Annotated in this window: 10 protein-coding genes; 1 reads left to right on the top strand and 9 read right to left on the bottom strand. The window is 64.4% G+C overall.

The genetic code is table 11. The annotated features are described in order from the left end of the window. The first annotated feature begins 132 nt into the window (after window positions 1–132). Window positions 133–2,013 carry an acyltransferase family protein gene (locus FHW83_RS22675; RefSeq protein ID WP_176648629.1) on the top strand — a complete coding sequence of 627 codons (1,881 nt, stop codon included), beginning with the start codon at window positions 133–135 and terminating at the stop codon, window positions 2,011–2,013. A 61-nt stretch (window positions 2,014–2,074) separates the two neighbouring features. On the opposite strand, the gene FHW83_RS22680 is transcribed toward FHW83_RS22675, so the two are convergent. The 9 genes from FHW83_RS22680 to FHW83_RS22720 form a co-directional block, all read right to left on the bottom strand. Next, window positions 2,075–3,220, bottom strand: coding sequence for a sugar phosphate nucleotidyltransferase (locus tag FHW83_RS22680; protein WP_176648630.1), 1,146 nt, complete (start codon window positions 3,218–3,220; stop codon window positions 2,075–2,077). 91 nt (window positions 3,221–3,311) lie between these two features. Continuing rightward, a complete protein-coding gene (locus FHW83_RS22685) occupies window positions 3,312–4,793 on the bottom strand; it encodes a hypothetical protein (RefSeq protein WP_176648631.1) in 1,482 nt (493 codons plus the stop codon). Then, a complete protein-coding gene (locus tag FHW83_RS22690) occupies window positions 4,777–5,754 on the bottom strand; it encodes a glycosyltransferase family 2 protein (protein ID WP_176648632.1) in 978 nt (325 codons plus the stop codon). Before FHW83_RS22690 ends, FHW83_RS22685 begins: the two co-directional genes overlap by 17 nt. Window positions 5,755–5,790: 36 nt before the next feature. After that, window positions 5,791–6,789, bottom strand: a complete 999-nt coding sequence (gene galE / locus FHW83_RS22695) for a UDP-glucose 4-epimerase GalE (protein WP_176648633.1) — start codon at window positions 6,787–6,789, stop codon at window positions 5,791–5,793. After that, window positions 6,786–7,934 carry a glycosyltransferase family 4 protein gene (locus tag FHW83_RS22700; RefSeq protein WP_218106410.1) on the bottom strand — a complete coding sequence of 383 codons (1,149 nt, stop codon included), beginning with the start codon at window positions 7,932–7,934 and terminating at the stop codon, window positions 6,786–6,788. The genes galE and FHW83_RS22700 overlap by 4 nt, the downstream gene beginning before the upstream one ends. Further along, complete coding sequence (locus FHW83_RS22705) at window positions 7,934–8,956, bottom strand: polysaccharide pyruvyl transferase family protein (protein ID WP_218106411.1); 1,023 nt, start codon at window positions 8,954–8,956, stop codon at window positions 7,934–7,936. Before FHW83_RS22705 ends, FHW83_RS22700 begins: the two co-directional genes overlap by 1 nt. Window positions 8,957–9,422: 466 nt before the next feature. After that, complete coding sequence (locus tag FHW83_RS22710) at window positions 9,423–11,678, bottom strand: hypothetical protein (RefSeq protein ID WP_176648636.1); 2,256 nt, start codon at window positions 11,676–11,678, stop codon at window positions 9,423–9,425. 309 nt (window positions 11,679–11,987) lie between these two features. Then, a complete protein-coding gene (locus FHW83_RS22715; RefSeq protein WP_218106412.1) occupies window positions 11,988–13,118 on the bottom strand; it encodes a glycosyltransferase family 4 protein in 1,131 nt (376 codons plus the stop codon). Next, a complete protein-coding gene (locus FHW83_RS22720; protein ID WP_176648637.1) occupies window positions 13,115–14,230 on the bottom strand; it encodes a glycosyltransferase family 4 protein in 1,116 nt (371 codons plus the stop codon). Before FHW83_RS22720 ends, FHW83_RS22715 begins: the two co-directional genes overlap by 4 nt. Window positions 14,231–14,233 lie beyond the last annotated feature (3 nt).

Consider the following 14,233-nt stretch of genomic DNA (forward strand, 5'->3'; position numbering starts at 1 on the left):
GCTGCCCTGCCCCGACCGCTACGGCACGCATGCTTTGCTGCGATGCGAAAGAGGACTAGACCGGTTCAATTGTTTGCCTCAAATGTGCCGACACAGGCATAATCGTTTCCCATCAGACAACTGGAAGGTAAGATGGACTTTAGAAGAGATATCAATGGATTGCGGGCATGGGCCGTGCTGGCAGTCATCCTGTTTCACTTCAACCCGGCCTGGCTGCCCGGCGGCTATGCCGGCGTTGACGTTTTCTTTGTCATCTCCGGCTATCTGATGACCTCCATCATTTGCCGGGGACTGCAACAGGATAAATTCCGTGTGTTTCAGTTTTACCTGGCGCGCGGGCGCCGCATTATTCCTGCGCTGCTGGCGCCTTGCCTGCTGCTGCTCGTGCTGGGCTGGTGCTTCCTGCTGCCGCCCGAGTACCTGGCGCTGGGCAAGCACGTGGCAGGCAGTCTGGCCTTCGTCTCCAACATGGTGTACTGGAAGGAAGCCGGCTATTTCGCCGCCGGCGCCCACGAGAAATGGTTGCTGCACACCTGGTCGCTGTCGGTCGAGTGGCAGTTTTACCTGCTCTATCCGCTGGCCTTGATGGCGGTGCGCCGCCTGTTGGGTCTGCGCGCGCTGCGCTGGGCGGTGCTGGCGGGTGCGCTGCTGTCGTTTGCGCTGTCGGTGTACGCCACCCCGCGCTTCCCGGATGGCGCGTTCTTCCTGTTGCCAACCCGTGCTTGGGAAATGATGATGGGCGGACTGGCGCTGCTGTTCCCGCTGTCATGGCTGGCACAACGACCGCGCCTCACTGAAGCGCTGGGCCTGGCCATGATCGCGGCCAGCTACGTCCTGATTTCCGAGAGCAACCCTTGGCCCGGTTCACTGGCGCTGGTGCCCGTGGCGGGCGCCTTCCTGGTGATCCAGGCAAACCGTCAGCAAGGTCTGCCTACCAATAACCCGTTGTTCCAATGGTTGGGCAATATTTCGTATTCGCTGTATCTGTGGCATTGGCCGATCGTGGTGTTGCTGGCCTACTGGGGCGTGCTGACGGAGCCGGCATGGCAGCTTGGCGGCATCGCGGCGTCACTGGCCGCGGCCCACGCCTCCTACTTGTGGGTTGAGCAACCGATGCGCACGCGCACGCAGCCGCGCTGGTCGGCCTCGTGGGCCGGCGCCTCGGCCGCCCTGCTGGCGATGGGCGCGGGTGTGGCCCTCACGAACGGCATGATCGGCGCGTACCGCCCGGTCAGCGTCTCGGACCGCGCCAGCTTTGTGGCCGCCTACGGTGAAAAATACAAACACCTGACGGTGTCGCATTGGATCGACAAGTGCAATGTGGTGGACGTGTTGTCGCGCACCGGCAAACCTGATACCGATCCCATCTGCACCACCAAGCATGGCGAAGGCGGCGTATTCCTGTGGGGTGATTCCCATGCCGAGGCGCTGTCGTTCGGCTTGCGCGCCCAATTACCCAAAGGGACGCCGTTCTACCAGGTCACGTCGGCGGGCTGCCGTCCCAGCCTGCATGACGACATCAAGCAAAAAGGCTTGTTTGCCGTGGCGTGCAAATACTCCAACCAGTTCGCCATGAAAAAGATCGCCGAGCTGCGCCCGACCACCGTGGTCATGGCGCAGCAACGCGACCATGAAAAGACCGACTGGCGCGAGATCGGCGCGGCGCTGAAGGCGGCCGGGGTGCGCCAGGCCATCCTGGTCGGGCCGGTGCCGCAGTGGCAACCGTCGCTGCCGATTGTGATCGTCAACCGCCACTGGACCGACCCGCAGCCTTACATCCAGGACGCGGCGCTGGACCAGAGCATCCTGCGCACCAACGCAAAAATGCGGGCGCTGACGGCCAATACCGGCGTGACGTTTGTGTCCGTCATCGATCAGCTGTGCCGCGAGCAGGCCTGCCTGGCCCGCGTGCCGCCGGCCAGCGATCTGCTGCTGGTTGACTATGGCCATCTGTCGGAGGAAGGCTCCTCCTACGTGGTGAAGAATCTGCTGGTGCCGCAGTTGATGCGCTAAACACGCAACACAAAGCAAAAGGGCGACCACATGGTCGCCCTTTTTGTTTGCCGCGCTCCGCTTAGGCGGCCGTGCCGCCGCCCTCTTTGCTGCGCCGCTTGTTACGGCGGTCGCGGGCGTTGGCCCAGGCATCCGGCTCGTATTCGGAGATGTGCTTCATCTCGCCGGCACGGTTGACGCTGTACTCCTTGAACACGATGATCTCGCTCAACTCCACCGCCGGCAGGATGCGGGTGTATTCAAACAGGATGCTGCGCTCGACCGTGGCGTCCTTGCAGATGTGGCTGCCATGGCCGATCCAGGTCGGGCCGATGATGGTCACGCCCGACTCGATGCGGGTGCCGGAGCCGACGTACACCGGCCCCTCGATGCGGGTGCCGTGCCAGTCGATGCTGGTGTTGAGGCCGACCCACAGGCCGTCGTTGATCTGGATGCCGGGCACGTCCATGTGGGCCACCTCGCCCATCAGCACGTCCTGGCACACTTCCCAGTAGTCACGCACGGTGCCGATGTCGATCCAGTTGAATGGACGGGTCTGGGCGTAGAACGGCAGCCCCTTCTCCACCAGCAGCGGGAACAGGTCGGAACCGATGTCGAAGGTGGTGCCGGACGGGATCAGGTCCAGCACTTCCGGCTCGAAGATGTAGATGCCGGTGCTGGCGAAGTTGGACAGCGCCTGCTCCTGCGATGGCTTTTCCTGGAACGATTTGACGCGGCCGTCGGCCTCGGTCACCACCACGCCATAGCTGGACACCTTGTCCCACGGCACCTCCTTGGTGATGACGGAGGCGATCGCGCCCTTGCGCTTGTGCTCGAACAGGGCCGACTTCAGGTCGAGGTCGATCAGGGCGTCGCCGCACAGCACGATGGTGGTTTCATCGAAGAAGCCGCCGAAATCCTGGATCTTCTTCATGCCGCCGGCCGAGCCGATCGGCTGCGGCACCACCTCGCCGTCGTCGTTGGTGTAGCCCTCGAAGGAATAACCGATCTGCACGCCGTACTGGTGGCCCTCGCCAAAGTAATCCTCGATCTTCTCGTGCAGGTAGGACACGTTGACCATGATTTCCTTGATGCCGTACTTTTCCAGGTGCTCGATCAGGTAGGCCATCACCGGCTTGCCCAGCAAGGGGATCATGGGTTTGGGCAGGTCGTAGGTCAGTGGCCGCACCCGGGTTCCCTTGCCTGCGGCAAGTATCATCGCTTTCATGTCGTAACTCCCAAATTTTTTTAATGTCACAGCATCTTAAAACACTCCGGGTGGCAATGAGCGCCGTGTTGGCTCAAATGCGCACCCCGGCCTACAACAAGCCGCGGAAATCGGTCAGGCGGGCGGCAAAACCACCCAGCAGGACCAGCCCCAGCAGGACCGCGCTGACCAGCACCACCGGATGGCGCTGGCGCAGCGTGGAGTGCATCTGAGGCGCCAGCAACAGGCCGGATAGCAAAATGGCCAGGATGCTCCAATAAGCATAACGGACATCCGAGGCCACCCCGACCACAACGTAAGCCAGCAGATACAACTCGCCCGACACCAGCAAGGCCAGCCCGGCGCGGCCGGCGACGCTGCTGCGGCCGTCGCGCGCCATCAACCAGAAGGCAATACCTGCCGCGACCCAGACGATGGGCCAGCCGAGGAAGTTCTTCTTGATGTAGTCGGCGCGCACTTCGCGCGCCACCTCGGCGGCGCTGGCGCGGCTCCAGGGATAGACCCACGGCGCCTCGACGCCGCAGCCGGGCGCATAGCGACAGTGTTTTGCCGGCACCAGGAAGAACATTTCGGAATTAAACACACGCAGGCGATGGTCGAGATAAGCCAGCGGGTGGCTCAGCACGGCATGCATCCATTGCCGACCCAGTTCCTGGCGCGCCGGCGAACCGGTCGGTCCCAGCCGCTCGGACACCTCGCGGCAATATCCCCACGGGCTGAAGGTATCCCAGAAATACGGGGTATAGCAGCGTTGCACGTCCGCCAGACGCAGTCCGGCGACTGGCGGCAACACACCGGCATCACCAGACTGGCGGGCGATGCCGGCCATGTCAAATAATTGCAGGGAGTTGACGGCGCCGGAATCCTGCGCGCCGATCACCCGATGATTGATGACGCCGGAAATCGCTACTGCCAGCACGGTAATCAGCGCCGACCACAGCACGGTCGCCCACAACTTGCGCTCCGGTTTGTCAAAGAACAGGAACAGCAGCAAGGGGCCCAATGCAAACACGGCGTTGGTCCGCACCAGCGCGCCGTAAGCCAGCAGCAACAAGGCCGTCGCCAAGGCCGCCAGCGGCGGACGTCGCCCTTGCACGCGATACCAGGCCAGCAGGCCGAAACCGGCAATCAATGCCGACGCCATGCCGACGTCTTTCCAGATGCCGCCGTTGTAGAACACCAGTACCGGAAAGGCCCCGGCCAGCACCACCAATAAAGCGGTCCGCACGCGGCCAGCGCGCGCCAGGCCGTCCGCCAGCAAGCCCAGGCCCAGCCAGTGCAGCCCCAAGTGCAGGATCAGCATCGGCGCCGGCCCGTGTATTACGCGGTCCAGCAAAGTCCACAACACCGCCATGACAGGTGGATGCCAGTCCGTATAGATGCCGGAGCGCACCTCGCCATACTGCAGCCATGAATCGTTGTTCATGGTGCCCGGGTAATGCAGGCCCAGATTGATGAAGAACAGCAGCACCGTCAGCGCGGCCAACAGCCCGCTGCGCGCACGCGGGGTGCGCTCAGTCCAGAACTGCGTCAGCAGCGGCCAGCGGCCGCCGCGTTCAGCTACGGTAGGCATCCGTGCCCGCCAACAGGCTGCGCTCGAACTGCAGGCGCTGCTGGTGACTGAGGGAGTCGAGTATCAATCCGATCGCCAGCAGCACGATGGCGAAGATCTCCAGGCTGGCCGCCAGCACGGCCAGCGGCACGTGGTAGATGTACTTGTAGGAGAACCAGTCGATCAGCACCGGCACCGCCGACAACACACCCAGCAGGCTGGCCAGCAAGGCCAGCGAGCCGAAGAACATCAGCGGGCGGTAGTAGCGCAGGATCTGGGCGATGGTGAAGATCACCTTGGCGCCGTCCGACAGCGTGTTGAGCTTGGAAAACGAGCCGGCCGGGCGATCCTTGTACTCGACCGGGATCTCGACGATGCGGAAGCGCTTGTGCAGCGCGTGCAGGGTCATGTCGGTCTCGATCTGGAAGCCCTCGACCAGGATCGGGTAGCTCTTGACGAAGGCGCGGCTGAACACGCGGTAGCCGCTCATGATGTCGACCAGCTTGGCGCTGAACAGGGTGTTCACCGCGTGCTGCACCAGCGCGTTGCCGAAGCCGTGCAGCGAGCGGGTGTTCTCGCGCGCGTAGTGGCCGCCCGAGTGACGGTCGCCCACCACCATGTCGGCGCGGTTTTCCACGATCGGCGCGATCAGGTCGCGCGCGCGGCTGGCCGGATAGGTCATGTCGGCGTCGGCCAGCACGTAGACGTCGGCGTCGATGCTGTGGAAGGCGCGGCGCAAGGCGTTGCCCTTGCCCTGGCGCAGCTCGTCAATCACGCCGCCGGCGTTGCCCAGGCCGGCCAGCACCTCGCGCGCGATGGGGCCGGTCTTGTCCTTGGAGTTGTTGTTGATGACGTAGATACGGGCTTCCGGCAAATGCGTGGCGAAGTCCCGGATGGTATCGGCGATGGTCAGCTCTTCATTGTAGGCTGGCAGCACCACGGCGATCCGCGGAACAGCGCTACTGACATTTTCTTTTTGCATTACACCCTCTCGTTCAGTTCATAGTCATGCCGGCGCTTAGCCGGCGTGCGATTGCCAGCGCCAGGAATCGGCGCACATCTGGTGGATATCCCGCTCGGCCTTCCAGCCCAGCTCGCGCTCGGCCAGCGCCGCGTCGGCGTAGCAGGCGGCGATGTCGCCCGGACGGCGCGCCACGATCTGGTACGGCACCGGACGGCCGCTGGCCTGCTCGAACGCGCGCACCATGTCCAGCACGCTGTAGCCGCGGCCGGTGCCCAGGTTGTAGGTGTACACGCCCGGGCCGCTTTGCAGCTTGTCGATGGTCTTGACGTGGCCCAGCGCCAGGTCGACCACGTGGATGTAGTCGCGCACGCCGGTGCCGTCCGGGGTCGGGTAGTCGTTGCCGTACACCGACAGCTGCGGGCGGCGCCCCACCGCCACCTGCGCCACGAACGGCAGCAGGTTGTTGGGGATGCCGTTCGGGTCTTCGCCGATCAGGCCGCTCTCGTGGGCGCCCACCGGGTTGAAGTAGCGCAGCAGCGCGATGCGCCAGGCGGCGTCCGAGCGCGCCAGGTCGCGCAGCAACTCCTCCACCATCAGCTTGCTGCGGCCATAGGGGTTGGTCGCGCCCAGCGGGAAGTTTTCCAGGATCGGCACCGAGGCCGGATCGCCGTACACGGTGGCCGAGGAGCTGAACACGATCGACTTGACGCCGAACTTGGCCATGGTCTCCAGCAGCGCCACGGTGCCGCCGACGTTGTTGTCGTAATAGCGCAGCGGCTCGGCCACCGACTCGCCCACGGCCTTGAGGCCGGCGAAGTGGATCACCGAGTCGATCTGGTGCTGGCCGAACAGTTGTTCCAGCACTGCGCGGTCGCGCACGTCGCCCTCCACGAAGGTGTAGCGCTGGCCGCTGATCTGCTCGATGCGCGGCAGCACCGAGGCCTTGGCGTTGCACAGGTTGTCGAGGATGACCACCTCGTGGCCGGCCTTGCTCAGCTCGACGCAGGTGTGCGAGCCGATGTAGCCCATGCCGCCCGTTACCAGTATTTTCATGACGATGCTCCTTGTTGTTCAGTCAGTGTGCGGTCGACCAGGCCGAGGAATTGCGGCGCCAGCGCCGACCACAGGTATTTCTTGCCCGACGCGTGCGCCGCCTGCGACACCGCCGGCAACTGCGCGCGCTGCGCGGCCACGGTGCCGATCACGTTGGCGAAGGCCTGGGCGTCGTAGTCGAAGATCCAGCCGTTGCGGCCGTCGACCACGTAGTCCGAGTGGGTGCGGATGCGGCTGCCCAGCACCGGCAGCCCGGCCACCAGGTATTCGAACAGCTTGGTGGGCGGGTTGAAGCGCCACCAGATGCGGTCTTCCCAGATGCAGATGCCGACGTCGGCGTCGGCCAGGTAGCGCGGGATCTCGCTGCCCGGCACCCGTCCCACCACCTGCACGTGCTCGGCGATGCCGAGCTCGGCGGCGCGCTGGCGGCAATACGCCAGTTGGTCCTCGGCGGCGCCGACGATGGTCAGGGTGGCGTCGTGGCCCTGCTGGCGCGCCAGCGCCAGGCCTTCGAGCATGACGTCACGGCCGCGCTCGCGCATCACGGTGCCGGTGTACACCAGCCGCAGCGCGGCAGCGCGGTTGACCTGGGCCAGGAAGCCGAAACGGTCCTCCACGCCCATGTAGATCAGTTCGGCGCGCCGTGGATCGACGCCGTGGTTCAACAGGTCTTCCAGGTGGGCCTCGCCGATCGGCATCACCTTGCTGACCCGGTTGGCGGCCGCGTAGTTCAGGCGCAGCAGCAACCGCGAGGCCAGGCGCTTGATCGGGTGGCGGTAGTCCGGGAAGAAGAAATGGGTGGGATGCTCGTTCCAGTACAGCAGGGTCGGCAAGCCCTTGAGGCCGTAGGCGGTGATCGCCAGCTGCGAGCCGAGCAGCACCACCAGGTCGACCGGCTGGCTGCGGCAGAAGCGCGCGCAGGCGCGCATGAAGCGCAGCTGGTCCAGCACCGACGTGCCCTTGGTGCTGAACACGCGGGTTTCCAGCGGCAGGCCCTCGAATTCCTTTTCAAAGAAGGCGTTGCGCAGCAGCAGCGTCACGCGGTAGCGCTCGGCCAGCGCCTTGATGCGGTACTTGAAATCCAGGTAACCGGGCTGCCCCTCGTAGAACCAGGTGGCGATCACGATATGCACAGGCTTCCCCATCAGGCCACCGCAGCCGCTTCCTGCTGGCCGACCTTGGCCACCGCGTCGTCGAAGTCGCGCGCGAACACGGCGATCTCGGACGGATGCGTCCAGGCCTGGTGGAAGGTGGAGATTTTGCCGTAGTCGTTGTCCAGCACCACGTGCGGCTTGTTGAGCAGCAGGCACAGGATGTGGGCGTGCAGGCGGTCGGTCAGCACCACCTTGCCCTGCGACAGCAGGCGAATGCCGCGCTGCAGGCGCGCCTGCGCGGTCATGTTGGCCAGGCCCACCATCAGCTTGCGGCCGACGGCGTGGCGGTTCCAGCGCGTGTTGAACTTGCACAGCTGGTTGGACAGCTTTTGTTCGAACCAGTCCGACGCCAGCCAGTCGTCGCTTAGCCAGCGGCCCGGCAGGCGCTCCAACGGCAGGTGGCGCACCGCGCCGGCGCCGGCCGCCTCGATGTCGGTGCGTGCCAGCACGAAACCGTCGGACTGCGGACGCTGCGGCGTCACCGCGCCGATGAAGAAGGCCATGTCGGGGGACAGGTGGATGGCGCAGCTGTCGCCGAAGTATTCGCGCGCCTGGCGGTCCGAGACCTGATCACGCGTGAGCAGCACGAACTGGCCGTGCTCGCGGATAGCCTGCTGCGTTTCAGCGATATTGGCGGGGTTGTCAAAGCGCACGGTCTGCGGGAACTGCAACATGCGGCAGCCCTTGAGCTCGCGCAGCGCCTTGAGACGCAGCTTATGCGGTTCCGGCCAGCGGTCGCCAAAATTGCCGCCGCCGTGGAACAGCACCAGGCCGTCGTTGCCGATCACGCGCCTGATCAATGCAGGATCGAAGGCTTCGTGCCAGCAGATGTATTCGATGCTGGCGCCGCGCTGCTGCAGGTAGGCGATCTGGCCCAGCCAGATATAGGAGTCGCCGGCGTTGGCGTGGTGGGGAAAGTCGATGACGGCCACCTTCTGGCCAGGCTGGATGTAACGATCCAGCACCTCGCCGGCATTTTTTTGCAACTGAGAAATTAATTCCATCTGTTTCATACTTGTTTATCCTGTGATTTCTGCAGTTATCCACACACGCGCCATCCGTCCCCGCGCACAGGCGAGGCGGACGCGGGCTTTCCCGGCCATGCCCAACGCCCGGTTGTACTGGTCCAACGGGAAATGGCCTCCCAGCCACGCAGAAACTCAGCAAGACCCTCACGCGCCGGCCCGTGCCGGCCGGACAGCGGCCGCCCACGGCGGACGGCATGCCGGCGGCCAAGGCGCCCGCCCGCTGTCGCGTTGACCAGGCCCGACTGCGCAAGACATGCGGTTTCTGTCATCCCACCGGCGATCGCTGGTCACTGCCGATAGTATCGCCGCTACCCACGGCATGGTCAATCGAAATGTTGCCCAAACGTCCATGTTCATGGCGCAGGCATTGCGGAGGGGAAATTAAGTGCGCGCGAGGCGCTGGCGGAAGGAGAAAACCCGGCCGCGCAAGGCGGCCGGGCGGGTCGGACAATTAAGGCGCGACGATTTCAAAGTAGGTGGTCGGGCCGTGCGACAGCTTGGACGTATCCAGCGTGAAGCTCAGCGTGCCGCCGCTCACGGTGGAGGCGATCAGGTCCTTGCGCACGCCGTTCAGGGTGTTGGAGTACACCTTGAGCGTGCCGGCGTTGCTGTTGGTCAGCGTCAGGTTGACGTTGCCGGTCTTGATCAGGACCGGGCCGGTGCCGTTGTCCAGCATGGTGGTCTCGTTGGCGTCCGAGAATTTCATGTTGGTGTTCCGGGCGTCGGTGGCAAAGATCACCAGCATGCGCTTGCTGGTGCCGATCGGCTGGCCATCCATCGACGAGACCGACACCAGGGCCGGGCCGCTGGCGGTGTTGACGCGCAGGCTGCCAATCGTCAGCGCTTCCGGCGTGGCGAACACCACCCCCTCGGTGCGCGGGGTCTTGACGATCATGCGCTTGCGGGAGGCGTCCACGTTGAGCTGGCCGCTATCGCTCTGGAACACGCCGGAGACCACGTTGTCGCGCGCATTGGTGATGTCAAACAGGTGCGGTGCGTTGCCGGTCCCGGTGGCGGCCTTGCGCATACTGGTCACGCGGTTGTTGAACACGTCCAGGTCCCAGTTGCCGGTGGCGCTGGACTCGGCCGGGGCCACCCATGGTGTGTTCGTGGTCGGGGCCGACAGCAGCGTCGACGAGGCCGAGTCAAGTGGCGTCTTGGCCAGCGCCGGGTCGAGGCTCGGGTTGTAGATCACCTTCAACTGGTAGTTGTTGGGAATCAGTTCCGCGTCGTACAGGTTGCGGCCGGCGGCGGTGCCGTTGTAGTCGATGCCGATCTGGCTGATCATGCTGATGCGGCGCATGTCAAAGTTGACGTTGGTGTATGGGGTGCTCACGTCCACGTTGGCCGGCGTCATCTTGATCGCATAGCGGCGGCGCGCCGGCGACACGTCGCCGCGCAGGAACAGCAGCGCCGCCAGCGTTTCATTGGCGCGCTGGATCGGGTCGGGACCGACCATGTAGGGATAGATACGGTCCTTGCGGCCGCTACCCTCGTCATAGCCCAGGATGACGGCTCCGGTGTGCTGCGAGATCATGCTCCATTGCTGGAACGCGGCCACTGCCGGCAACGCCAGGCCGGTTTCGCGCCGGAACTTGTTCCAGAAGATCTGGCCATACTCCGACACCGTAAACGCCTTGCCATACACACGGCTGGTGCTCAGGTCGACGATGTACTGTCCCCAGGTGGCCAGCATGCTGTCCTGGCTGCCTACCGAGCCGGGGTCGGTGAAGTTGCTAGGCGCGCCGGCGAAATAACTATGCATGTCGATCCAGTCGAACTGGGCGCGCGACGCGGTTGACTGCGCGGACACCCACGCGTCGTAGGCCGTGACCAAGCCCTTGTAGCCGTAGTTCGGAAGGTCCTGGCGCAGATAGGCGGTCATCCAGTCGGCGGTGGATTTCTCCAGCTCGGTCAGGAAGCGCAGGGTGTCAGCCATGCGCGGGGTCGAGCCGGCCGAGAGGGAGGCCAGCGCCACCGTGTTGGCCTCGATGGTCTCGGTCGATTTCAGCTCGGTCTTCCAGGTGGTGGCCATCGCGCTGGTGGTGCCGTATTTCTTTTTCAGCCAGGCGTTGAACAATGGCGTCAAGCCTGGCGAGAAGCCATAGCGGTTGACGAAGATGCTGCCCCCCTCGTTGACCAGGATCAGGCCCGCGAGCGCGGGGTCCTTCAGCAGGCTCGTGCCGGTGTACGGGTTGATCGAGGCGAACAGCTTGTCGACCATCTTCTTCCAGTGCGCCTGGGCTTCCGGATCGAAGAACACGCGCTTCGTGAGGTACTTGGAATCGATCCAGCGCTTGGTGATGTTGCCGTAGCCGCCATTGCCGGACGTGATCACGTCCATGATGTAATAGATGCCGTTTTTTTTCATCTGCGCCAGCAGGTAATACAGATTGTCCAGCTGGGTAGGATTGAAGTCGAAGTCGCTCAGTCGGTTATCCATGAGGATGGAGTCGACAAAATGCAGGCGCACCATGTTATAGCCGTGCAACCGCCACTGTTGGATGTACAGGTCGGTCTTGGCCTTGGAGGGAATGCCACCGGTGGCCGGATCGAAGCCCGACGAGGCCATCAGGAAACGCTTGGGCACGGTGGGTGCGCTGGCGACGGCGAACTGGCCGTTTTTGACGATCAGCGGGCTGGTGATGGCCACGGCCGGCGGCGCCAGCGAGGAAAAGTCGAGAATGCTACCAGAGCTGATCTGCAACGATACGTCTTTGACAGGAGCCCAGGTATCCTGCGCAAAACTGACAAGTGGTAATGCTGCCAGCAATAGCGACGCGATTTTATTCATTTAAAACTCCTGTTTCGAAGTAGCGGGAAACGCCGTGCGAAGCCGCGCCGTCATTTCGAGTCATGCTGTGAACGTTGGGACGTGGGACTGAATGTTTTTTTTTAGGGCCCGGACTGGGCAAGTAAATCGAGTTTACATCCAATTTTCGGCAATAACCAGCGAAGAATTACTTATATCCGGGCCGCAACTATACTTATAAACAATGATACAAATCAAACAGGGTTAGCGCTTGTCCAAGCCACTTGCCTGCCTGTACACGTCCAGCGTGGCGGCGGCAATGGCGTCCCAGTCGTAGCGTCCACTGACCCACTGGCGCCGCTGTGCGCGCAGTTGATCGGAGTTGGGTTGCGCCGCAAACGCTTTCATGCGCTCGGCCAGCGCCGCCACGTCGCCAAGCGGAGTGTAGTGTTCTTGCGACAAACCAACTTCCAAGTTGGCAGGAATGTCGCTGGCGATCACCGGCAAGCCATACGACAACGCCTCCAACAGCGCAATTGGCAAGCCCTCATGTGATGACGGCAAGACAAACATGCCAGCATGACCATACAGTTGCGCCAGCGCGGCCCCGCCCTGGGAACCGGTGCAGACGATGGCAGGCGACGCCTCGGCGCGCGCCAGCACGGCGCGCTGGTACTCGTCCGGGTGGTCCGAGCCGCCGACGATGGCCAGCTTCCAGCCGGGCAGCGCGGCGCGCTCGAACGCGTCGATCAGGTCCAGATGGCGCTTTTCCGGTACCAGCCGGCTGACCAGCACCACGTACTTGCCGGCTTCCAGGCCGAATTTTTGCAGCGTGTCGGTGGCCTCGGGCAAGGCCGGCAGCACCACGCCGTTGGGCACCAGCGTGCTGTCGCGGCCGTGCTTGTCGCGCACGATGGCGGCGATCACGCGCGAGATCACGATACGCCCCTGCGACAGGCGCATGCCCCAGCGCTCGCCGGTGCGCAGGGCCCAGCGCGCGAAGCCGCCCCACTTTTGGCGGTCATAGTCGGGGCCGTGGTGGGTCACCACCACGCGCAAGCCGAGCAGGCGCGCCGGCAGCGTGACGATGGCCGGTCCGATGGCCTGGATGTGCAGAATGTCGGGACGGCGCCAGGCCGCGTACAGCACGCCCAGCATGCTGTGCGCGATCGCCTCCAGCCCCTTGGACTTGGGCGCCCACAGCGAGACGAACTTCACGCCGCGCCACACGGGGCCGGTGTCCGGCAGCTGGTAGGGCTTGCGCGCCAGCACCGTCACGTCGCAGCCCAGCGCCGCCAGGCGCGGGCACAGGTGCTCGGCATGGGTTTCCACCCCGCCCTGCACGCCCGGGAAGCCGCGCAGGCCCAGCATCATCACACGCAATGGTTTGCTCACGCGCGCGCTCCGTCAAACACCGCCAGCACCTGGCGCGCCAGCACGGTCCAGCTGTAGTCGGTCTCCAGCAACCGGCGGCCATTGCGTCCCAGCTCGGCGGCGCGGGCCGGGTCGGCCAGTAGCGCCACGATCTTGTCGCGCATGGCCGCGAAGTCGTCGGGCGCGGCCAGCGCGCCGGTCACGCCCTCGGTCACCAGGCCGCGATAGAACAGGAAGTCCCACACCACGGCCGGCAGCTGCATGGCCATCGCCTCCAGGCAGGTGCCCGGCAAGCCCTCGTAGTACGAGGTGGCGGCGTACACGTGGCTGCGGCGGTAGTAGTTCACCATCTGCTCGAACGGCACCTTGCCGGTCAGGGTGACGTTGGCCGCCAGCGGCGCCAGCTCGCTTTGGACCCAGGCGTCATCCTCGCCGTAGCCGACGATGCAGATGCGGATGTCGGGCTTGGCCGCGACCAGCTCGCGGCACAGGCGCACCATCGGCACGCTGCCCTTGCGGCGCTCGATGCGGCCGGAGAACAGCACGTCGATGTCCTTGGCCACGCTGTCGTCGGGCTGGAACTTGCGGGTGTCGGCGCCGTTCGGGATCACCGTGATCGGGCCGCGGTAGCCATAGGCCTGCACTTCCTGGCGGCCCTGCTCGGTCAGCGTGATGACCTTGGCGCTGTGGGCGAAGATGCGCTGCTCCATCCATTTCTTGATGGTCAGCGACAGGCCTTTCCACTGGCTGTCGAAATGGCGCACCGGGTAAAAGTCACCCGACATGCCGAGGTAGGTGGTGTGCGCGGTCAGCACCATGGGGATGTGCGGCGGCAGGAACAGGCCCGGGATCAGCGGCGGGAAGTGGAAGTTGACCCACTGGATCTTGCCCTCGCGGTGCAGCTGGGTCAGCACCTTGCGCGCCTGCCAGGCCCAGGTGAACAGGCTGAAGCGGCCGCCGCGCAGCGGCAGGTGGATGATCTCCACGCCCGGATAGCTGCGCGGCGTCTGGTAATCGTCGCCGGTCACCAGGTACACCGGTGGGTGGCCGGCCGGCAGGTTGGCCAGGAAGGAGTCGACATAACGGGCAATCCCGTGCACGCCATAAAATTGCGGGAAAGCGATGGCTATCATACG

The organism is Duganella sp. SG902, assembly GCF_013376005.1.
Lineage (GTDB): Bacteria > Pseudomonadota > Gammaproteobacteria > Burkholderiales > Burkholderiaceae_D > Rugamonas.